20 protein-coding genes are annotated in these 19,768 nt (G+C 68.1%); 9 read left to right on the top strand and 11 right to left on the bottom strand.

All coding sequences use genetic code 11. The features are described 5' to 3' along the window. Positions 1-1,161: an aminotransferase class V-fold PLP-dependent enzyme gene (locus tag ACK4MH_RS08535; protein WP_409717052.1), complete on the top strand. Its 1,161-nt coding sequence runs from the start codon at positions 1-3 to the stop codon at positions 1,159-1,161. Here ACK4MH_RS08535 and ACK4MH_RS08530 read toward each other — a convergent pair whose 3' ends face one another. Further along, positions 1,162-2,043 carry a hypothetical protein gene (locus tag ACK4MH_RS08530; RefSeq protein ID WP_409717050.1) on the bottom strand — a complete coding sequence of 294 codons (882 nt, stop codon included), beginning with the start codon at positions 2,041-2,043 and terminating at the stop codon, positions 1,162-1,164. It lies immediately after the preceding gene. Positions 2,044-2,508: 465 nt separating this feature from the next. Here ACK4MH_RS08530 and ACK4MH_RS08525 point away from each other — a divergent pair, with 465 nt between their 5' ends. Beyond that, complete coding sequence (locus ACK4MH_RS08525; RefSeq protein WP_409717048.1) at positions 2,509-7,383, top strand: NAD-glutamate dehydrogenase; 4,875 nt, start codon at positions 2,509-2,511, stop codon at positions 7,381-7,383. Positions 7,384-7,494: 111 nt separating this feature from the next. Further along, positions 7,495-7,962 (top strand): universal stress protein, encoded by a 468-nt coding sequence (locus ACK4MH_RS08520; protein WP_409717046.1) that lies wholly within the window; start codon positions 7,495-7,497, stop codon positions 7,960-7,962. On the opposite strand, the gene ACK4MH_RS08515 is transcribed toward ACK4MH_RS08520, so the two are convergent. After that, positions 7,959-8,426: a MarR family winged helix-turn-helix transcriptional regulator gene (locus ACK4MH_RS08515; RefSeq protein WP_409717043.1), complete on the bottom strand. Its 468-nt coding sequence runs from the start codon at positions 8,424-8,426 to the stop codon at positions 7,959-7,961. The genes ACK4MH_RS08520 and ACK4MH_RS08515 overlap by 4 nt on opposite strands. A 123-nt stretch (positions 8,427-8,549) precedes the next feature. On the opposite strand from ACK4MH_RS08515, the gene ACK4MH_RS08510 reads away from it, so the two are divergent. After that, the gene (locus tag ACK4MH_RS08510) at positions 8,550-8,969 is read left to right on the top strand and encodes an organic hydroperoxide resistance protein (RefSeq protein ID WP_409717198.1); all 420 of its coding nucleotides are present in this window, start codon (positions 8,550-8,552) and stop codon (positions 8,967-8,969) included. Here the strand turns inward: ACK4MH_RS08510 and ACK4MH_RS08505 are convergent. Both ACK4MH_RS08505 and timA read right to left on the bottom strand, forming a co-directional pair. Then, complete coding sequence (locus tag ACK4MH_RS08505; RefSeq protein ID WP_409717041.1) at positions 8,966-10,087, bottom strand: MltA domain-containing protein; 1,122 nt, start codon at positions 10,085-10,087, stop codon at positions 8,966-8,968. The genes ACK4MH_RS08510 and ACK4MH_RS08505 overlap by 4 nt on opposite strands. Beyond that, positions 10,087-10,725, bottom strand: a complete 639-nt coding sequence (gene timA, locus ACK4MH_RS08500) for a TIM44-related membrane protein TimA (protein WP_409717196.1) — start codon at positions 10,723-10,725, stop codon at positions 10,087-10,089. The genes ACK4MH_RS08505 and timA overlap by 1 nt, the downstream gene beginning before the upstream one ends. 200 nt (positions 10,726-10,925) lie before the next feature. On the opposite strand from timA, the gene secB reads away from it, so the two are divergent. Genes secB through ACK4MH_RS08485 form a run of 3 tightly spaced genes read left to right on the top strand, consistent with a single transcriptional unit; the run spans position 10,926 to position 12,424 of the window. Then, on the top strand, positions 10,926-11,438 hold the full coding sequence (gene secB / locus ACK4MH_RS08495) for a protein-export chaperone SecB (RefSeq protein WP_346496952.1): 513 nt from the start codon (positions 10,926-10,928) through the stop codon (positions 11,436-11,438). A 60-nt stretch (positions 11,439-11,498) separates the two neighbouring features. Next, on the top strand, positions 11,499-11,864 hold the full coding sequence (locus ACK4MH_RS08490; protein WP_409717039.1) for a hypothetical protein: 366 nt from the start codon (positions 11,499-11,501) through the stop codon (positions 11,862-11,864). After that, positions 11,771-12,424: a DMT family transporter gene (locus tag ACK4MH_RS08485; RefSeq protein ID WP_409717037.1), complete on the top strand. Its 654-nt coding sequence runs from the start codon at positions 11,771-11,773 to the stop codon at positions 12,422-12,424. Before ACK4MH_RS08490 ends, ACK4MH_RS08485 begins: the two co-directional genes overlap by 94 nt. Before the next feature lie 2 nt (positions 12,425-12,426). Here the strand turns inward: ACK4MH_RS08485 and dut are convergent, their stop codons facing one another. Both dut and coaBC read right to left on the bottom strand, forming a co-directional pair. Then, positions 12,427-12,882: a dUTP diphosphatase gene (dut, locus tag ACK4MH_RS08480; protein WP_409717035.1), complete on the bottom strand. Its 456-nt coding sequence runs from the start codon at positions 12,880-12,882 to the stop codon at positions 12,427-12,429. Then, positions 12,879-14,108 (bottom strand): bifunctional phosphopantothenoylcysteine decarboxylase/phosphopantothenate--cysteine ligase CoaBC, encoded by a 1,230-nt coding sequence (coaBC, locus tag ACK4MH_RS08475; RefSeq protein ID WP_409717033.1) that lies wholly within the window; start codon positions 14,106-14,108, stop codon positions 12,879-12,881. Before coaBC ends, dut begins: the two co-directional genes overlap by 4 nt. A gap of 102 nt (positions 14,109-14,210) precedes the next feature. Between coaBC and ACK4MH_RS08470 the strand changes: the two genes are divergently transcribed. Together ACK4MH_RS08470 and ACK4MH_RS08465 are read left to right on the top strand one after the other, a co-directional pair. Then, positions 14,211-14,720, top strand: coding sequence for an S-type pyocin family protein (locus ACK4MH_RS08470; protein WP_409717031.1), 510 nt, complete (start codon positions 14,211-14,213; stop codon positions 14,718-14,720). A gap of 35 nt (positions 14,721-14,755) precedes the next feature. After that, complete coding sequence (locus ACK4MH_RS08465) at positions 14,756-15,610, top strand: haloacid dehalogenase-like hydrolase (RefSeq protein ID WP_409717029.1); 855 nt, start codon at positions 14,756-14,758, stop codon at positions 15,608-15,610. On the opposite strand, the gene ACK4MH_RS08460 is transcribed toward ACK4MH_RS08465, so the two are convergent. Genes ACK4MH_RS08460 through sdhA form a run of 5 tightly spaced genes read right to left on the bottom strand, consistent with a single transcriptional unit; the run spans position 15,607 to position 19,761 of the window. Further along, a complete protein-coding gene (locus ACK4MH_RS08460; protein ID WP_409717027.1) occupies positions 15,607-15,954 on the bottom strand; it encodes a PilZ domain-containing protein in 348 nt (115 codons plus the stop codon). The two genes, ACK4MH_RS08465 and ACK4MH_RS08460, sit on opposite strands and share 4 nt — an antisense overlap. After that, positions 15,951-16,805 (bottom strand): kinase, encoded by an 855-nt coding sequence (locus ACK4MH_RS08455; protein ID WP_409717025.1) that lies wholly within the window; start codon positions 16,803-16,805, stop codon positions 15,951-15,953. The genes ACK4MH_RS08460 and ACK4MH_RS08455 overlap by 4 nt, the downstream gene beginning before the upstream one ends. A gap of 1 nt (position 16,806) precedes the next feature. Then, positions 16,807-17,127 (bottom strand): 2Fe-2S iron-sulfur cluster-binding protein, encoded by a 321-nt coding sequence (locus ACK4MH_RS08450; protein WP_409717023.1) that lies wholly within the window; start codon positions 17,125-17,127, stop codon positions 16,807-16,809. 53 nt (positions 17,128-17,180) lie between these two features. Further along, positions 17,181-17,975 (bottom strand): succinate dehydrogenase iron-sulfur subunit, encoded by a 795-nt coding sequence (locus ACK4MH_RS08445; protein WP_409717021.1) that lies wholly within the window; start codon positions 17,973-17,975, stop codon positions 17,181-17,183. A 1-nt stretch (position 17,976) separates the two neighbouring features. Beyond that, a complete protein-coding gene (gene sdhA / locus ACK4MH_RS08440) occupies positions 17,977-19,761 on the bottom strand; it encodes a succinate dehydrogenase flavoprotein subunit (RefSeq protein WP_409717019.1) in 1,785 nt (594 codons plus the stop codon). Positions 19,762-19,768 lie beyond the last annotated feature (7 nt).

Genomic DNA, 19,768 nt, shown 5'->3' with positions numbered 1-19,768 from the left:
ATGACTTACAAGTCCCTGTTCTCCCGCGCCCTGTCGGCGGCCACCGAGCGGCTGCATTTCGCGGCGCACAGCCACCATCTGTGGCCCGACGCCAGTTTCGAGGCGCAGCAGCAGACTTGGCTGGACGCCAATCTTCATGCCGATCACAAGTGGGACCTCGTCTTCGGCCAGGTGATCCCCGAGGCCCAGGCCCATGTCGCGGCCGAGCTTGGTCTGCCCTCGCCCGACAGCGTCGTCTTCTCGTCTAACACCCACGACTTCCTGCTGCGCCTGTTCTCGGGCGTGGAGCGGACGCCTGTCCGCATCCTGGCGACGGACGGGGAGTTTCACTCCTTCCGCCGTCAGGCCGAGCGGTGGGAGGAGGTCGGCGCGGCGGTGGTGACGCGCGTTCCCCTCGTCCCCTTCGACACCTTCGCTGACCGCTTCGTCGCCGAGGCGGCCAAGGGCGGCTACGACTGGATCGTGGTCAGTCAGGTCTTCTTCCGCACCGGCGGTCTGTTCGACCGGATCGAGGATCTCGCCGCCCTGGCCCGGCCCGAGGGGCCGTGCGTCCTGATCGACGGCTATCACGGCTTCATGGCGACCCCGACGGACCTGTCGGCGGTGGCGGATCGGGTGTTTTATGTCTCCGGCGGCTACAAATATGCCATGGCGGGCGAGGGGGCCTGTTTCCTGCACGCCCCGCCTGGCTTCTGTCCCCGCCCGGTGATCACCGGCTGGTTCGCGGAGTTCGGCGATCTGTCCGGCCCGCCCGGCGGGGTCCAGTACCGCAGCGACGGCGGCCGGTTCTGGGGCGCGACATTCGACTGTTCGGCGCTGTATCGTTTCAACGCCGCGCGCCGGATGCTGGACGATCACGGGCTCAGCACCGCCGCCGTCGCCGCCCATGCTCGCGACTTGGCCGGCCGCTTCCAGACGGCGGTTCAGGACGGTCGCGCCGGTGTGCTGGACCAGGCCGAATTCCTCAACCCTGTGACCGGCGATGCGCCGCGCGCCCGTTTCCTGGCCCTGCGCCATCCTGACGCCCAGGCCTGGTGCGCGGGTCTGCGTCAGGCGGACGTGGTCACCGATGTGCGCGACGACGTGATCCGCTTCGGCTTCGGCCTGTATCAGGACGCCGAGGACGTCGATCGCCTAGTTGGGGCCTGCCGAACCCTTTAATCAATAGAAGGTCGTGTCGTCCTGCTTGGTCGGAGCCGGCGCCGCGCGGGGCGGGGTCGTCGGCCGGTTCGACGCGGGCGGTGTCGTGGGTCGGGTCTGGGGCTGCATCTGGGGCGAGCCCGGCGTCGGCGTCATGCCTGTGTTCGGCGCATCGACCGGCGGGATCGTCGGCAAGGCCGGATAGGGCATGGCTGAGGGTTGACCGTCCTGCACCGGCGCCTCGGCATCGGGCGCGATCGGGGCATCCTCGGACGCTCCCAGCCGATCCGGCGCACCGACATCGTCGCGGATGAAGGCCCAGGCGCGACGGTCGGCGCAGCCGCAGGCTTTCAGGAAGCCGTTCTGGTCGCGCCACAGGATCAGCGGATAGCTGATCTCGACACCGGATTCCTTCAGCAGCTGGCTCAGCCGTTCGTCGAACCGGCGCCCGGCCTCGACCACGGCCGTCCGCGCCAGATTGCCGTACGCCTGGGGGACGCCGGCGGCGGTCCAGCTGTTCGCCGGGGTGGCCATCCAGCGTTCGTAAAGCGGCCAGTCGCGCGTCAGCCACAGTTCGGCGACCGTGGCGCGTTCCGCCGCCGTCGATTGCGGCGCGCCTTCCAGATCGGGGCGAGCGAACAGGATGAACCGGGTCTCGATCCCTGCGGCCTTCAGCTTGGCCACCTCGTCGCGTTGGTATCGATGGGCCGAGGCGCTGTCGCGATAGGTGACGATATAGAGGGCCTGCCCGCCGCTGCCGTCCGACACCCACGACGCCTCGTCCAGCAGTTGCTGAACCTCCGCCTGATTGCGGCTGATCGTGACCGGCTGGAACCGCGAATAGAAGTTCCAATAGGCCCAGTATCCCGCACCCGCGAGCAACAGGCCGACCACGGCGGCCACGATCGATCCTAAAAGAAAGCGACGCATATGATCGGGTGCTCCAGCTTCACCGTTGACCCCACACAACGCATAGCATCGAAATCCGTTGTCCACGCCAGCGGTCGGCGCCGGACAGCGGCCAAAATGTCGCGAAGAATCCCCGGCGCACGCTCTTGAACGCAGAAAGGCGCTTCCCATTTCTGTTTTCGACGCTGCGGGACACTCCCCCCTCCGAACCGCAGCGAAGCGAGACCGGCGCCCTCCCCTCCCCTCCAGGCGCCGCTCGCGCAGGCCGCCGGACTCCCCCAGTCCGGCGGCTTTCTGCTTTGTGGCGCTGCACAATAATTCCAACCTTATCACTGATCATCACAACGATCGGTCGCCAGGGGCTTCCCGAGCGACCGGACCTGGCCTAGTCAGCGGAGGTGGCGCCGCGTCGCGCCGCATTCCTTGCGGCCCTGCCGCGTCGTTCGAGACTGCTCGTCCATGACCGTCCCCGATCTGCGCCAATCCCCCGTTCAGCCGATCACCAAGGCCGCGCTGGAGGCGGCCTTCGCCCGGATCGTGGGAACCGGACCGGGCGCGGCGGAGCAGGCCTATCTGACCCAGGCGCACGAGGACTATGCCGCCGACGAGACGCCCGAGTTGAACGGCGAGGACTTAGCCGCCCTGCTCGCCGCCTCCTGGACCGCCGCCAAGACCTACCCCGCGGACGCCGCCGCGCCCGCCATCACCGTCGGCCCGATGCAGGGCGCGGACGGCAAGGCGCTGGATTACGACCTGGTTCGCATCGTCCAGAAGGACGCCCCTTTCCTGGTCGACAGCGTCATGGGCGCCCTGGCCGAGGCCGGTGTTTCGGTGCGCGCCCTGTTCCACCCGGTGGTCGAGCTGGACGGCCGTCGCCTGTCGATCATCATGCTGGTCATCGACAGCGTGCCGCAGGAGCGTCGCGACGTCCTGGGCGAGGGGCTGGCCCAGAGCCTGTCGGACGTTCACGCCGCCGTCGCCGACCACGAGGCCATGGCGGCCCTGATGCGCCAGGCCGTGCAGCGGCTGGAGGCGACCCCTCCGTCGGTCGATCCCGCCGTGCTTGCCGAGAACATCGCCTTCCTGAAATGGTTGAAGAGCGACCATTTCGTCTTCCTGGGCGCCCGCGACTACGACTATCCGCTGAACGCCGACGGCGACTATGAGGCCGAGGCGCCCTTGGGCCAGTCTACCGACGGGCTGGGCATTCTCGCCGACCCGGAACGCACCGTGCTGCGCCGCGCGTCCGAGCCGGCGGTCCTGACGCGTCAGATGCGCCGTCAGCTGGACCTCAGCGAGCCGGTTACGGTGGCCAAGGCGAACGCCCGCTCGCGCGTGCATCGCCGCGCCTACATGGATTACGTCGGGGTCAAGCGTTACGGCCCGGACGGAAAGGCGACGGGCGAGACTCGTTTCGTCGGCCTGTTCACCTCCGAGGCCTACGACCAGCTGGCGACCGAGGTGCCGCTGCTCCGTCGCAAGGTCGCCAACGCCTTGGCCCGCGCCGACAAGGCGCCGGGCAGCCACAACGAAAAACGCCTCAAGAACATCCTTGAAAACTATCCGCGCGACGAGCTGTTCCAGGTCACGGAGGACGAGCTGCTGTCCATCGCCTTGGGCATCCTTCACCTCTACGACCGGCCGCGCATCCGCCTGTTCTCGCGTCAGGACCCGTTCGACCGCTTCGTCTCGGTCCTGTGCTTCATCCCGCGCGAGAAGTTCGATTCCGCCGTGCGCGAACGGATCGGCCAGATCGTCGCCCGCGCCTGGGGCGGCCGGATCTCGGCCTGGTATCCGCAACTGTCGGACGCGCCCCTGGTGCGGGTCCACTACATCATCGGCGTGAATCCGGGCGAGCACCCGATCCCCGATCCGGTGCAGCTGGAGGCCGACGTCGCCGAGGCCGGACGCGGCTGGGTGGACCGGTTCGAGGGCGCCCTGCGCCGTTCGGGCGTGGAAGAGGTGTCAGTCGGGCCGCTGAGCGCCCAATGGGCCCGCGCCTTCGGCGCCGCCTACCGCGATCGCTATGACGCCGACGAGGCCGCGATCGATCTGCAATATGTGAACCGGTTGAACGAGACCGGTCTGCCGGGCGAAGGCAAGGCCGTCGCCGTGCGAGCCTTCCGTTCCGCTGACGATAGCCGCCTGCAATTCCGCTTCAAGCTCTATCGGCGCGGTCCGGCCGTGCCCCTGTCCGACGTTCTGCCGATCCTGGCGGACATGGGCCTGAAGACGCTGGAGGAATACGGCTATCCGATCCGGCCGGCGGGCGAGACTGAGATCCATGTCCACGAGTTTCTGATGGAGGATCCGCGCGGCGAGGCGCTGGTCTTCGATGATGTGAAGGGCCCGTTCGAGGATGCCTTCGCCGCCGTCTGGACCGGCCGCAACGAAAGCGACGGCTTCAACCGCCTGGTGATCGAACTGGGCGTCGAATGGCGCGAGGCGGCCCTGATCCGCACCCTGGCCCACTATCGCCAGCAGACCGGCCTGGACCCGTCGCAGACGGTGCAGGAAGAGGCCCTGCGCGAATATCCCGACGTGGCCCGCGCCCTGTTGTCTCTGTTCAAGGCCAAGTTCGAGCCCCATTCTGAAGTTTCGGGGGGCGGCTCTGCCGACGACCGTGCGCCTGCCGCCGCCGAACTGAACGACAAGATCGTGGCCCTGCTGCAGGACGTGAAGAGCCTGGATCACGACAGGGCCCTGCGCCGCATCGCCGCCCTGATCGGGGCGATCAAGCGCACCAACTACTATCAGCTGGACGCCGACGGCGCGCCCAAGCCGCACATCTCCATCAAGATCGCCTCACGCGAGCTTGAGGACCTGCCGCTGCCCAAACCCTATCGCGAGATCTTCGTCTGGGCGCCGCACGTCGAGGGCGTCCACCTGCGCTTCGGCCCCGTCGCGCGTGGCGGCCTGCGCTGGTCGGACCGTCGCGACGATTTCCGCACCGAGGTGCTGGGCCTGGTCAAGGCGCAGCAGGTCAAGAACGCCGTCATCGTGCCGGTCGGCTCCAAGGGCGGCTTCTATCCCAAGCAACTGCCCCGCACGACGGACCGCGAGGCCATCCAGGGCGAGGCCATCCGCGCCTATCGCACCTTCCTGTCGGGCCTGCTGGACATCACCGACAACATCGCGGCCGACGGTTCCGTGACCCATCCGGCCAATGTGATCGCGTGGGAGGGGGACGACCCCTATCTGGTCGTGGCGGCCGACAAGGGCACGGCGACCTTCTCCGACATCGCCAACGGCGTCTCGGCCTCCTACGGCTTCTGGCTGGGCGACGCCTTCGCCTCGGGCGGCTCCATCGGCTACGACCACAAGGCGATGGGCATCACCGCCCGCGGCGCCTGGGAGGCGGTCAAGCGCCACTTCCGCGAGATGGGCAAGGACATCCAGACCCAGCCCTTCACCATGGTTGGCGTCGGTGACATGTCGGGCGACGTGTTCGGCAACGGCGCGCTCTTATCCAAGGCCACGCGCCTGGTTGCCGCCTTCGATCACCGCGACATCTTCATTGATCCGAACCCGGATCATGTAACGAGCTGGACCGAGCGCAAGCGTCTGTTCGACCTGCCGCGCTCGTCCTGGCAGGACTATGACAAGGCCCTGATCTCGGAAGGCGGCGGCGTCTTCTCGCGCTCGGCAAAGTCGATCCAGCTGACGCCCCAGATCAAGGCCGCGCTGGACATCACCGACGATGTGCTGGACCCCGTCAGCCTGATCCGCGCCATCCTGAAGGCGCCAGCCGAGCTGCTCTATCTCGGCGGCATCGGCACCTATGTGAAATCGGCGGCCGAGACCGATGCCCAAGTCGGCGACAAGGGCACCGACGCCCTGCGCATCAACGCCGACGAACTGCGGGTCAAGGTGGTGGGCGAGGGCGCCAACCTGGGCTTCACCCAGGCGGGACGCATCGGCTTCGGTCAGCAGGGCGGTCGCATAAACACAGACGCCATCGACAACTCCGCCGGCGTCGACACCTCCGACCACGAGGTCAACATCAAGATCCTAGTCGGCTCGGCCGTGACCAACGGCGTGCTGCCCGTCGAGGAGCGCCCGGCCCTGCTGGCCTCCATGACCGACGAGGTGGGCTTGAAGGTGCTGGCTCACAACTACGACCAGACCCTGGCCCTGACCCTGCAACAGGCCGAAGGCGTCGGCGCCCTGGACGCCCAGCAGCGGTTCATGCAGACCTTGTCGGCGCGCGGCAAGCTGGACCGCAAGGTCGAGGGCCTGCCCAACGACGCCCGCGTCAAGGAGATGATGGCGGCGGGCGTTCCGCTGGCCCGGCCCGAGCTGGCGGTCCTGATGGCCTATGCCAAGTTGGAGCTGTCGGACGACATCGTCGCCTCGCAAGCGCCCGAGGATCCCTTCTTCGAACAGATCCTGGTCCGCTACTTCCCCGACGCCCTGGCCCGGTTCGAGCCGGAGATGAAGAGCCACCGGCTGCGGCGCGAGATCATCGCCACCGTCATGGCCAACGAAGTCGTCAACATGTGCGGCCCGACCTTCCCTGACCGCCTGCGCGGCTCGGCGGAATGCGACACCACCGCCCTGATCATCGCCTTCGAGGCCGCGCGTCGCGTCTTCCGCCTGGACCAGGCCTGGGACGCCGTCTCGGCCCTGGACCTGAAGATTTCGGCCGAGGCCCAGACAGCCCTCTATCAGGAAATCGCCGTGGTCCTGCGCCGCCAGACCTTCTGGCTGGCCCGCCGCGCCAAGGGCGGCCTGTCCGTCCAGGCGCTGATCGACCGTTATCGCCCGATCGCCGACGCCCTTCAGGCGGAGGGCTCGGCCGTCCTGTCGCGCTTCGAACAGGGGCGTCTGGACGCGCGGGTCAAGACCTTCGCCGATCACGGCGCGCCCGAGGACCTGACCCGCAGCATCGCCATCATGCGCCCGCTGGTCGCCGCCTCCGACATCGGCGACCTGGCCCAGGAAGCGAACTGGCCCGTCGCGGCCATGGCGCGCCTGTATCACCAGGTCGGGGCGGCCTTCGACTTCGACCGTCTGCGCGCCGCCGCCGGCTCCATTCCGTCTGCGGATCATTTCGATCGCCTGGCCGTGCGTCGCCTGATCGAGGATCTGATGAACGAGCAGGCGACCCTGACCCGCGCCGTCGCCCGCGCCTCCGATCCGTCGGTGGGCGTCAGCGAGGATGCGGCCGAGGGCGCCGTGGACGCCTGGATCGGCTCCAAACAGGCGGCGGTCGAGGGCGTGCGCGCCTCTGTGGACGAGATCGAACAGTCCGGCTCCGGCTGGACCTTCGCCAAACTGACCATCGCCAACGCCACGATCCGAGACCTGGCGACGGCGGCGGTGAATTCTTAGTGGGCGCAAGCGGCCTTTCGGCCTGCTTGAGCACGCGATGTGGGGCGCTCCGCTTGACGAAGCGGGCGTCTCACGGCCTCTTCAATCGTTAATCTGGCTGGGGAGGCCGCCATGCCGAGAAAATTCCTCGTCGTCGTCGACGACAGTCCCGAGTTCGAGGCCGCCCTGCGATTCGCCTCGCGCCGGGCGAAATCGACTGGTGGGCGCGTGGTCATGCTACGCGTCTTGCCCACCGACAGCGACGCCCACTGGTCCGGCGTGCGCGAAGAGATCGAACGCCAGCAGCGCGAAGAGGCGGAAATCCTGCTGAACCGTCTGGGCGAAGAGGCCATGGCCCGCTCCGGCGCCGCCCCCATTTTCCTGATCGAACGGGGCGAGGCCCAGGCCGCGATCAAGAAGGTCGTCGCCGCCGATCCCGACATCAAGATCCTGGTCCTGGCCGCCGGAACCGGCTCGCGCGGACCCGGCCCGCTGGTCTCGGCCATCATCAAACAGGGCGCCCAGCTGGGGGGACGAAAGCTGCCCGTCACCATCGTCCCCGGCGAACTGACCGAGGACGAGATCGAGGACCTGGCCTAGCCCGCGTCCGCTGGCGCTGAGGCGCGCAACTGGTCGCGCAGCACATTCAACCCGTCGCGCAGCCCCGTCATGGTCTCTGGCGTCATCTCCGTGGCGTCCTGCACCGACTGGGGCAGACAGGCGGCCTCGACCGCCAGCGCGCGCCCAGCCTCGGTCAGGCTGACCCGTACGACCCGCTCGTCCGCCTTGTCGCGCGTGCGCGTCACCAGCCCCGCCGCCTCCAGCCGTTTGATCAGGGGCGTCAGGGTGTTGGACTCCAGGAACAGCCGCTCGCCCAGTTGCCCCACGGTCTGCCCGTCATCGCGCCATAGCAGAGCCATGGCCAGATACTGCGGATAGGTCAGCCCCATCTGGTCCAGCAGCGGCTTGTAGAACCGGTTGAACGCCAGGTTCGCCGAATAGGCGGCGAAACACAGCATGTCGTTGACGGCCATGGGTGCAGGGGAGGGGGCGACTTTGCTCATGACCCTATATTAATCGCGCGCGATACAATCGCAAGATTGACGACCTTCGAGCTTCGCCCTAAATCATCGCTGTCGATTAAATCGCACACGATATTTATTCCACGAAGGAGTCTCATCATGTCCATCAACGTCCTCTACCGCACCACGGCGACCGCCACGGGCGGCCGCGACGGCCGCGTCGCCACCACCGATGGTGCGCTCGACGTCGCCCTGGGCACGCCCAAGGAACTGGGCGGCGCCGGCGTCGGCGCCAATCCCGAACAGCTGTTCGCGGCCGGATACGCCGCCTGTTTCCTGAGCGCGATGAAGTTCGTCGGCTCGCAGGGCGGCCATGCCAAGGTGTCCGCCGACGCCTCCGTCAACGCCACGGTCGGCATCGGTCCGCGCAGCGACAAGGGCTTTGGTCTGGAGGTCGCTTTAGAGATCAGCCTGCCGGGCGTGGATCGCGCCGAGGCCGAGGCCCTGGTCGCCGAGGCGGATACGGTCTGCCCCTATTCGCACGCCACGCGGGGCAATATCGCGGTGACCCTGACCGTCGCCTAACCCTTCGGGACCAGGCGCCACATCCGCAAGGGGTGGCGCACGGTCCCGGCCTCGGCTCCGGCCGCGTCACCGCGCCCCATATAGAGGTCGGCCCGCACAGGCCCACGAATGGCCGATCCCGTGTCCAGCGCCATGGCCAGGCCGCGATAGCTGGCCGTGGCGCCGCGCAGATTGCCGCCGTCGGCCTCCAGCCAGACCAGCTCGCCATAGCGCCAGTGCGCCGGATCGACCGCAATGGCGCGCCGCTCGGTCAGGGGTATCCCCGCCGCGCCGGCCGGATGGCCGTCGTCGTCCCCGTCCAGCCGGAAGAAGATGTAGCGCGGGTTCAGCGCCATGACGGCCTGCGCCTCATAGCCCCGATGGGTCGCCAGCCAGCCGCGGATGGCGTCGCCCGAGGTACCATTCTGCGGCAGCAGGCCCTGCTGGGCCATGGGGCGGGCGATGCCGACGAAGGGCTTGCCGTTGTCGGCGGCATAGGCGGCCCGGCCGCGCGTCCCGTCCTCGAACGTCAGATAGCCCGAGCCTTGGATCTGCAGGAAGAACAGGTCCTCGGCCCGCATCCAGGCCAGGGCCTGGTCCGGTCGTGCGGCGGATTCGATATAGGCCCGGTCGCCGGCGCTGCGCGGATTGGCGGGCTTGGGCAGGACAGGGGCCGAAAACTCGGCGTCCGGCCGGCGCCGCGCGGGATACTCGGGCGCGAAATAGGAGGTCAGCAGGCCCGGCCGCCCGTCCGCCGTCGCCGCCGGGACCGCGCTGAAACTGGCCTCGAAGAAGGCGCGGGCGTCCGACGGCGTGACGGTGGTGGTCGTCGCCATGGCCTTGGCCCGTCCGCAGACGGCGCGGGCGGCCGTATCGCGCGCGGCGCCGCAGCCGTCGAGATAGGCGCGGAAGGCCGCCAGGTGATCCTCCGCGCTCCATCCCGGCAAAACGGCGGGACTAAGCGCATTGGACGGCGTGGGCTGCAGGACGCCAGGCGTCGGTGATGGCGTATAGGGAACAGGCCCAGTCTGGGGCCCCGCCGGCGAGACCGGCGTCATCGGCCCGGTCGAGCAGGCGGCGACGGCCAGCGCCGCCGTCAGCGTCGCCAGCCATCCCCCTGACCGGCGCACGACAGACATCAGGCGTTGGCCGGCTCGACGCGCGCCAGGACCCAGTTGGGATCGGCCGCGCCCAGGGTGCGCTCGAACGTCCAGTGTTCGGCGGTGCGGCGCTCCTCGATCACCGGCTCGCCGGTTTCGGCGTCGGCGGGCTCGCCCGAGACCTTGGTCACGCGGCTGCGCAGTTCGCCCAGGAAGCGAACCTTGGCCACGGCCCGGTCGCCCTCAGCGACGGCGCCTTCCAGATCGGCGCGGGGCGGAAACAGGAACTCGACGGTTTCCGTCTCGCCACGCGTCTCGCGCGCTGCGATGCCGGCGTCGAACGAGGCGAAGACATTCGGCTTCAGCAGCGGCTTCAGCGCGGCCCGGTCGCCGGCGGCATAGCCCCGCACGATGGTCTCGTAGGCCTGACGCGCCCCGTCCAGGAACCGCGCCGGATCGAAGGCCGGGTCGCGGGCCTTCAGGCTGGCGATGGAGGCCAGGGTGACGGGGTCGATCGCCGCGATCTTGGGCGTTTCGGCCGGGTTCGGGCCGGGCACGACGACCTTGGCGTCTTCCTGCGGCTGACGGCCGACCCGCTTGCCCAGCACATTATAGAGCTGAAACAGCACGAAGGCCGCGATGAAGGCGAAGACGACGATCTGGAACTGGACCGGCAGGTTCAAGGGGAGATTTCCTGTAGCGAACGACGGGCGCGCCAAACCTATGTCTGGCGTGATTACGGGGTCATATAGGACGAGGCAAGGCGAAGCGCGCCCCCCAATCGCGCGGGCGACGTTGCGGCCAAGCGTCCCGGCATGGTAATCGCGGCGCCACATTCCGGCCCGATCAACCTCAAATCCGTTCAAAGACCGCTTTCATGACCGACGTCGCACCCTCCGCCGAACAGCCCCAGCAAGGCGAGACCCAGCAGGGCCAGCCCGCAGGTCCCGGCTTCCGCATTCTGGCGCAATACGTCCGCGACTTCTCGTTCGAGAACCCGCGCGCCCCGGAATCCCTGCGCATCGACGGCAAGCCCGCCATCGACCTGGGCGTCGAAATGGCCGCACAGGGTCGCCCGGACGGCTTGTTCGAGCTGGACCTGAAGCTGTCGATCAAGGCGACCCACGAGAACCAGCCCGTCTTCCACGTCGAACTGGTCTATGGCGGCCTGTTCCAGCTGGCCAACGTCAGCGAGCAGGACATCGAGCCCCTGCTGCTGATCGAATGCCCGCGCTATCTGTTCCCGTTCGCCCGCGAGATCATCTCGGGCGCGACGGCCGACGGCGGCTTCTACCCCCCGTTCCAGCTCGACCCCATCGACTTCGCCGCCATCTACATCGCCCGCCAGCAGCAGATCGCCCAGCAGCCGGTCGAAACCGGCCAGGCGTAAGCCGTACGACGGCCGGGCGCCTCGGGCGTTCCGGCCGCATCGAAAGGCGCGGATAGAGTAGTGACGGCGACGGCCAAGTCAGGCGAGGATATTGCGCGCGGCATCGCCCTGCGCATCGCGGCGGCCGGCTGTTTCTCGGTCATGGCGGCGGTGCTGAAACTGGCGTCGCTGGACGGCGTCGTCGCGCCCGAGATGCTGTTCTACCGCGCCTTCTTCGGCCTGCCAGTGGTGCTGGCCTGGGTGGTGACCCAGCCGGGCGGTCTTGCGGGCCTGACCACGCGCCGCCCCCTGGCCCATGTCGGCCGCAGCGCCCTGGGCATCGTCTCCATCCTGTGCGTCTTCCAGACCCTGACGCTGCTGCCGCTGGCCGACGCGACGACCCTCAGCTTCACAGCCCCATCTTCGCCACCCTGCTGTCCTTTCTGATCCTGAAGGAGGCGGTCGGCCCGCGCCGCTGGGCCGCCGTCGCCGTGGGCTTCATCGGGGTGATCATCGTCATGCGGCCCGGCTCAGTCGATCACGCCGTGCCGGTCGAGGGGATCGCCCTTGGCCTGGTCGCGGCCCTGCTGACGGCGGGCGTGACCATCACACTTCGTCAGTTGCGCGACACCGAACATGTCGCCGCCATCGTCTTCTGGTTCTTCGTCGGTTCGTCGATCGTGGGGGCGATCCTGCTGCCCTTCGTCGGCCAGATGCATTCGCCCCTGACCTTCGCCCTGCTGATCGCCTCGGGCCTGACCGGCGGCGTGGCCCAGCTGTTCATGACCGCCTCGCTGCAAAAGGCGCCCGTCGCCGTGGTCGCGCCCTTCGACTATCTCCAGATCGTCGGCGCCATCGTCTTCGGCTGGTGGCTGATGTCCACGACCCCGACCCTCAGCACCCTGGCCGGCGCCGCCCTGATCGGGTCCAGCGGCCTCTACACCGCCTGGCGCGAACACGTCCGCCGCAAGGCCGCCCTGATCCAGCCGACCGCACCACCGGTTTAAGGCTACCGCCCCGTCGACCCGAATCCGCCTGTTCCGCGCGCGGTGTCGTCCAGCATCTCGACCTCGATCCAGTCCGCGCGTTCGTGTTTGGCGATCACCAACTGGGCGATGCGTTCGCCGCGCCGGATGACGAAGGGTTCGGCGCCGATATTGGCCAGGATCACCCCGCACTCGCCGCGATAGTCGCTGTCGATCGTGCCCGGCGCATTGGGGCAGATGATGCCGTGTTTCAAAGCCAGGCCCGAGCGTGCCCGCACCTGGGCCTCGTATCCCAATGGCAGGGCGATCTTCAGCCCCGTGGGGACCAGGGCGCGCTGGCCGGGCGCCAGGGTCATCGGCTGATCTTCCGGCACCGCCGCGCGCAGGTCCATGCCCGCCGAGCCTTCGGTCTCATAGGCCGGCAGGGGCAGGCCCTCAGAATGGGGCAGGCGCAGGATCTGGATAGCGGTCTCGGTCATTCGGGGGCCTTGAAATGGTCGGCGATACGGGCGGCGACGGCCCGGGCGATGGCGGTCTTGGACTGGCGCGGCCAGGTCTCTGTCCGGTCGGCGGTGACCAGCAGCACGGCGTTGCCGTCCGAGCCGAAGACATCGTCGGACACGTCGTTGCCGATGATCCAGTCGCAGCCCTTGCGCGACAGCTTGGCGCGGGCGTTGGCCTCCAGGTCCGTGGTCTCGGCGGCGAAGCCGATCACCAGGGTCGGCCGGTTCGGTCCCGGGGCGGCGATCCCGGCCAGGATGTCGGGGTTCTCGATCAGGGCCAGGGTCGGCGGGCCGCCCGGCCCCTTCTTGATCTTGCCGCCGGCGATGGTGTCCACGCGCCAGTCGGCCACGGCGGCCGACAGCACGGCGATTTCCGCAGGCAGGGCGGCCTGGGTCGCCGCCTGCATCTCCAGCGCGCTCTCCACGTCGACCCGCGTCACGCCCACGGGCGCGCCCAGGGCCGTGGGTCCGGACACCAGGGTCACCTCCGCCCCCAGTTCGGCCAGGGCGGCGGCGATGGCGTAGCCCTGTTTGCCGCTGGAGCGATTGGTCAGGCCCCGCACCGGGTCGATGGGCTCGAACGTTGGACCGGCCGTGACGACGGCGCGTTTGCCCGCCAGAGGCCGCCCGTCAGCGCCGGCCAGCAAGCCCTCGATGGCCTCCAGGATCGCCGCCGGTTCCGCCATTCGGCCGAAGCCGTATTCGCCGCAGGCCATTTCGCCCTCGTCCGGCCCGACCACGGCCACGCCGTGGAAGCCGGTAAAGGCCTTCAGCCGTTCCATATTGGCCTGGACCGCCGGATGCTCCCACATCCGCACGTTCATGGCCGGCGCCAGCAGCACCCGTTTGTCCGTGGCGATCAGGGTCGTCGAGGCCAGGTCGTCGGCTAAACCATTCGCCGCCTTGGCGATCAGCCCCGCCGTCGCCGGCGCCACCACCACCAGGTCGGCCCAGCGCGACAGCTCGATATGGCCCATGCTGGTCTCGTCGTCGGGATGGAACAGGCCCGAGCGCACCGGATGGCCGCTCAGCGCCGCCAGCGACAGGGGCGTCACGAACTCGGCTCCGGATTCGGTCAGGATAACCCGCGTCTGTCCGCCTGCCTTGGTGATCAGGCGCACCAGCTCCAGCGCCTTGTAGGCCGCTATGCCGCCGCCCACGATCAGCAGGATTTTGCGGTTCGAAAGGGAGCGATTGTCCATGGCCTTCGTCTAGCCGCCCGGCGTGACGCCGTCGAGACGAGAACATTGCACGAACAACAAAGTTGTGCTTTCGTCGCGCCCAGCGGGTATCTGGAGGGAAGAATGAGAACGCTGACGAGGGGAGGGGCCGCGCTGGCCCTGTGCGGACTGCTGGGGCTTGGCGCCTGCGACAACAGTTCGGCGGTCGAGACGCGGGACCGGACGGCGGAAGCCGCGCCATCTGCGGGTTTCGTGTCTGAAACGGTCGAAACCACCACGACGCAGGTGATCAAGCCGGGCCTGACCGTTACCCGAACAGAGACGATGGACGCCAAGACGGCGCGTCTTTTTCAGCGCAACGGCGCCGACTTCGACGCCCGGTCGCCCCAAGACTATATCGCCAAGGTAAAGGCCTTCACCTCCAGCCCGCCCAGCGATGCGGAGACGGTGAAGCGGCCCAATGGCGACACCCTGATCTATCAGGCTTCGACCAACACCTTCGCCGTGGTGGCCCGCAACGGGTCGCCGCGCACCATGTTCAAGCCGACGACGGGCACGGACTACTGGGCCGAGCAGAAGGCGGCGGCGCCCACCTTCGGCCAGCGTCGCCAATCGACGGGCGCGGCGGGCTGATATAGAGGGCGGGTTCCACCAAGGATCTCGCCCTCATGTCCGAACCCAACACCCCGTTGCTGAAGACCGCCCTGATCTATGATTTCGACGGCACCCTGGCGCGCGGCAACATGCAGGAGGTGTCGTTCATCCCCTCGGTCGGCATGGGCATCGGCGCCTTCTGGGAGGAGGCCGAGCGCCTGACCAAGGACGCCGACGGCGACGGCATCCTGATGTACATGCAGTTGATGCTGCATCACGCGCGCCAGAACGGCGCTCCTGTGACGCGCGAGACCCTGCGCCAGCACGGCGAGGCCGTGGCCCTGTTCGAAGGCTTGAAGGACCTCAGCTGGTTTGATCGGATGAACGCCTTCGGCGCCAGATACGGGCTGGAGATCGAGCATTACATCATCTCCGCCGGGCTGGAAGAGATGATCGACGGCACCCCGATCCGCCCCGCTTTGAACCACGTCTTCGCCTCCCACTATGTCTATGACGAAAAGGGCGAGGCGGCCTGGCCGGCCGTGGGCGTCAACTACACCACCAAGACCCAGTATCTGTTCCGCATCAACAAGGGGGTGAAGAACCACTGGGAGCACGAGCGGATCAACCACTTCATCCCCGACGACGAGCGCGCCGTGCCCTTTGATCGGATGATCTTTATCGGCGACGGCGACACCGACGTGCCGACCATGAAGATGATGCACACCAAGGGCGGCTTCTCCATCGCCGTCTATGACCCGCGCTCGAACGAGAAGGATCAGAAGAAGGTCTATTCCCTGATCTCGGAGGACCGGGTCAACTTCGTCGCCGCCGCCGACTACCGCGAGGGTTCGGCGCTCGACCTGATCGTCAAGGGTCTGGTGGGGCGGATCGCCATCAACGCCGGCTCCATGCCCGCCGGTCTTTAGCGCCCGCCGGCCCTCAGCCAGGCCTCGCGCGCGCCAATCAGGCGTTCGGGGGCCAGGCCGCGCAGGGACCTGGCCCCGGTCTGTCTCAGCCCCGCCTCGTTCGTCCTCTGCCATACGACGGTCGCAGGATAGGCCACGGCTTGCTCGACATCGACCACCACCACCTCTCGCGGCAGGGCGGCCCCGCGGTCCAGCCGCACCTTCATGCCGCCTTCGGACAGATCGATGATCAGACACGCCGTCTCCACGCCGGGCGCGCAGACGACGCCGCGCGCATTGGCCGGCCGACGGGCCGCCGACCGTCTGTCTTCCGTGGCGGCGGGCTTGGATCCAAACAGGCTCATGGTGCGATAACGCGCGAGGCCGGCTCCGGCGCCACGCCCCCTGTCGCCGCGAGGAAATTTGCGCCCTCCAGGCCCACGACCCGGCGATCCCGGTCCAGATCGACGATCAGGTCGGCGGCGACGCCGCCTTCGATCATGTGCCGGGTCAGTCGCTCATAGTGCTGGACGAAGACCGCCAGGGCCGCGCGCCGCTCAGGCGGCACGGCGTCGCGCTTCATCAGTCCCGCCTCCTGCTCGCAGCGCCAGTCCAGCACGACATCGAACGACGGCGCCTTCAGGAAGATCAGGGCGTCCAGCCGCGCGCGCAGCGGCCCATAGTCCCTGGCCAAGACATCGTTGACCGCACGCCGCCACAGGCCATCCGCATCCTGCCTGGCTTCCAGCGCATTGATCGGCGCGACCAGGGCCGTCGCCGCCTGCGCCGTCGCCCCCAGGCACCACCCCTCCAGCACGATCACGCTCGGCCGCCCCTTCACGACGGTCCAGTCCGCCTCGGGCGCCCGGTCGTCGGCCAGCTTGTCGAAGCGGGGCAGCGGCGTCCGATCGTCGGGCCCCGCGCTCTGCAGGCGGTCCAGAAGCCGCTGCAGCAAACTCAGGTCATGCGTGCCCGGCGGCCCGCGCGTGGCGAACAGCGGATGCACCCGCCTCGCCAGATCCGTCCGTTCCGCCTTGATCAGATAGACGTCGTCCAGCGACAGGGCCGCCCCGCCGAACCGCTCGGCGACCTCATGTGCCAGGGTGGATTTTCCAGACCCTTGCGACCCCGCGATCCCCAGGATCGGCGGCGGTCCGGCCGGGTCGGCCTGTTGGATCCAGCGGCCGATCCTCTCGATCAGCCCCGGCTCGTCCATTTCAGTGCTGGTTCTGCGGCAACCGCACGACCAGGCCGCTCAGCGCGTCCGAGACCCGGATCTGGCACGACAGGCGGCTGTTCGGCTCGACCTCTTCGGCGAAATCCAGCATCGACTCTTCCATGGCGCTGGGCTTGCCCGTCGCTTCGCGCCAGGCCTCATCGACATAGACATGGCAGGTGGCGCAGGCGCAGGCCCCGCCGCAGTCCGCGTCGATCCCCGGCACATTGTTGCGAATCGCGCCTTCCATGACGCTCAGCCCCGACTTCACGTCGACGACGTGCTCGGTTCCGTCATGCTCGATATAGGTGATGCTGGCCATGGCCCGCTCTTAAACGAGGCGGCGCCGGAGGCAAGGCCTCCGGCGCCGGATCGTCAGGCCGCCTTCTTGCGCGACGGCGAAACCATCAGCTTCTTGGTCTCTGCGATGGCCTTGGCGGGGTTCAGGCCCTTGGGGCAGACCTGGGCGCAGTTCATGATCGTGTGGCAGCGATACAGTTTGAACGGGTCTTCCAGGTCGTCCAGACGTTTGTCCGTGGCGTCGTCGCGGCTGTCAGAAATCCAGCGATAGGATTGCAGCAGGGCCGCCGGGCCGAGGTATTCTTCCTGGTTCCACCAGTAGCTGGGGCAGGAGGTGGAGCAGCAGGCGCAGAGGATGCACTCGTACAGGCCGTCCAGCTTCTCGCGCTCGGCCGGGGTCTGCAGGCGTTCCTTCTCCGGGTCGGGCTCGTCCGACTGGAGATAGGGCTGGATCGAGTCGTACTGGGCGTAGAACAGGCTCAGGTCCGTCACCAGGTCCTTGACCACCGGCTGGTGGGGCAGGGGGGCGATGGTGATGTTGTGCGAGTTGCATTCGTCCCAGCCCTTGGTGCAGGCCAGGGCGTTGCGCCCGTCGATGTTCATCGAGCAAGAGCCGCAGATGCCTTCGCGGCACGAGCGCCGGAACGACAGGGTCGGGTCGATGGTGTTCTTGATGTGGATCAGGGCGTCCAGCAGCATCGGGCCGTGGTCGCCGGTCGGCACCTCATAGGTGTCCCAGCGCGGATCGGCGTCCGTTTCCGGGTCGTAGCGATAGACCTTGTAGGTCTTGACGTCCTTGGAGCCGGGCGCGGCCTTGTGGACCTTGCCCGTCGTCGGCTTGGAGCCTCTTGGGAGAGTGAGCTGGACCATCTTAGTAAACCCGCGCCTTCGGTTCGATATACGCGATGTCGTCGGACATGGTGTAGTTGTGGACCGGACGATAATCGATCTGGACCTGTTCGCCCGGACGCTTCCACGCCAGGGTGTGTTTCATCCAGTTGGCGTCGTCCCGGTCCGGATAGTCCTCGCGGGCGTGGGCGCCGCGCGATTCCGTGCGGTTCAGACCGCTCTCGATGGTGACGACGGCCTGGGCGATCAGGTTGTCGTATTCCAGCGTCTCCATCAGATCCGTATTCCAGATCAGGCCGCGATCCGTGGTCTTGATGTCGGCGCCGGCGGCGTCGATGGCCCGCAGCTTGTCGGTGCCCTGTTGCAGGGTCTCGCCAGTGCGGAACACCGCCGCGTCGGCCTGCATGGCCCGTTGCATCGACAGGCGCAGCTCGGATGTCGGGGTCGAGCCGTCGGCGAAGCGGAAGCGGTCCAACCGGGCCAGGTGGGCGTCGGTCTGGGTCTTGGAGGCGGACGGCACGGCGGACGCCTTGTCCACCACCTCGCCGCAGCGCAGGCCGACGGCGCGGCCGAACACCACCAGGTCGGTCAGGGAGTTGGAGCCCAGGCGGTTGGCCCCGTGCACCGAGACGCACGCCGCCTCGCCCACAGCCATCAGGCCGGGCACCACGCTGTCGGGATTGCCGTCGCGCAGCGTCAGGACTTCGCCGTGATAGTTCGTCGGGATGCCGCCCATATTGTAGTGGACGGTCGGCAGGACCGGGATCGGCGCCTTGGTCACGTCCACGCCGGCGAAGATCTTGGCGCTTTCCGAAATGCCCGGCAGGCGCTGATGCAGGATCTTGGGATCCAGGTGGTCCAGGTGCAGGAAGATGTGGTCCTTGTTCGGACCCACGCCGCGACCTTCACGGATTTCGATGGTCATGGAGCGCGAGACCATGTCGCGCGGCGCCAGGTCCTTCACGGTCGGCGCATAGCGCTCCATGAAGCGCTCGCCTTCCGAGTTGGTCAGGTATCCGCCCTCGCCGCGTGCGCCCTCGGTGATCAGGCAGCCGGCGCCGTAGATGCCGGTCGGGTGGAACTGGACGAACTCCATGTCCTGCAGCGGCAGGCCGGCGCGCAGCACCATGGCGTTGCCGTCGCCGGTGCAGGTGTGGGCGCTGGTGGCGCTGAAATAGGCGCGGCCGTAGCCGCCTGTGGCCAGAACCACCATCTTGGCGCGGAACTGGTGAAGCTGGCCGTTGTCAAGCTGAAGCGCCGTCACGCCGGTGCAGGTCCCGTCCTGCATGATCAGATCGAGCGCGAAATATTCGACGAAGAACTTCACTTCGCGACGCACCGACTGGCCGTAAAGGGTGTGCAGGATGGCGTGGCCGGTGCGGTCGGCGGCGGCGCAGGTACGCTGCACCGGGCCTTCGCCGAAGTTGCGGGTCATGCCGCCGAAGGCGCGCTGATAGATCTTGCCTTCGTCGGTGCGCGAGAAGGGCACGCCCCAGTGTTCCAGCTCGTAGACGGCCTTGGGCGCGTTACGAACCAGATATTCGATCGAGTCCTGGTCGCCCAGCCAGTCCGACCCCTTGACGGTGTCGTACATGTGCCACTGCCAGCTGTCCTCGCCCATATTGCCCAGCGAGGCGGAGATGCCGCCCTGGGCCGCGACGGTATGGGAGCGGGTCGGGAAGACCTTGGTCACGCAGGCGACCTTCAGGCCCTGCTGGGCGGCGCCGAGCGCGGCGCGAAGGCCCGAGCCCCCGGCGCCGACGACGACGACGTCGTATTCGTGATCGATCAGTTCGTAAGCGGCCATCAGGAAA

The sequence above is a fragment of the Brevundimonas sp. genome, from assembly GCF_046295075.1.
Lineage (GTDB): Bacteria > Pseudomonadota > Alphaproteobacteria > Caulobacterales > Caulobacteraceae > Brevundimonas.
Note: the sequence above shows the minus strand (reverse complement) of the source record. Positions and strands in the feature narration are given on the sequence as shown.

Excerpts from the sequence above, each read along its gene's own strand:
- ACK4MH_RS08460 (WP_409717027.1), bottom strand. The coding sequence starts at position 15,954 with ATGAGCCTGTTTGGATCCAAGCCCGCCGCCACGGAAGACAGACGGTCG.
- ACK4MH_RS08520 (WP_409717046.1), top strand. The coding sequence starts at position 7,495 with ATGCCGAGAAAATTCCTCGTCGTCGTCGACGACAGTCCCGAGTTCGAG.
- ACK4MH_RS08450 (WP_409717023.1), bottom strand. The coding sequence starts at position 17,127 with ATGGCCAGCATCACCTATATCGAGCATGACGGAACCGAGCACGTCGTC.
- ACK4MH_RS08455 (WP_409717025.1), bottom strand. The coding sequence starts at position 16,805 with ATGGACGAGCCGGGGCTGATCGAGAGGATCGGCCGCTGGATCCAACAG.
- ACK4MH_RS08515 (WP_409717043.1), bottom strand. The coding sequence starts at position 8,426 with ATGAGCAAAGTCGCCCCCTCCCCTGCACCCATGGCCGTCAACGACATG.
- ACK4MH_RS08470 (WP_409717031.1), top strand. The coding sequence starts at position 14,211 with ATGAGAACGCTGACGAGGGGAGGGGCCGCGCTGGCCCTGTGCGGACTG.
- secB (WP_346496952.1), top strand. The coding sequence starts at position 10,926 with ATGACCGACGTCGCACCCTCCGCCGAACAGCCCCAGCAAGGCGAGACC.
- ACK4MH_RS08535 (WP_409717052.1), top strand. The coding sequence starts at position 1 with ATGACTTACAAGTCCCTGTTCTCCCGCGCCCTGTCGGCGGCCACCGAG.
- ACK4MH_RS08505 (WP_409717041.1), bottom strand. The coding sequence starts at position 10,087 with ATGTCTGTCGTGCGCCGGTCAGGGGGATGGCTGGCGACGCTGACGGCG.
- ACK4MH_RS08445 (WP_409717021.1), bottom strand. The coding sequence starts at position 17,975 with ATGGTCCAGCTCACTCTCCCAAGAGGCTCCAAGCCGACGACGGGCAAG.
- sdhA (WP_409717019.1), bottom strand. The coding sequence starts at position 19,761 with ATGGCCGCTTACGAACTGATCGATCACGAATACGACGTCGTCGTCGTC.
- ACK4MH_RS08525 (WP_409717048.1), top strand. The coding sequence starts at position 2,509 with ATGACCGTCCCCGATCTGCGCCAATCCCCCGTTCAGCCGATCACCAAG.
- ACK4MH_RS08465 (WP_409717029.1), top strand. The coding sequence starts at position 14,756 with ATGTCCGAACCCAACACCCCGTTGCTGAAGACCGCCCTGATCTATGAT.
- dut (WP_409717035.1), bottom strand. The coding sequence starts at position 12,882 with ATGACCGAGACCGCTATCCAGATCCTGCGCCTGCCCCATTCTGAGGGC.
- coaBC (WP_409717033.1), bottom strand. The coding sequence starts at position 14,108 with ATGGACAATCGCTCCCTTTCGAACCGCAAAATCCTGCTGATCGTGGGC.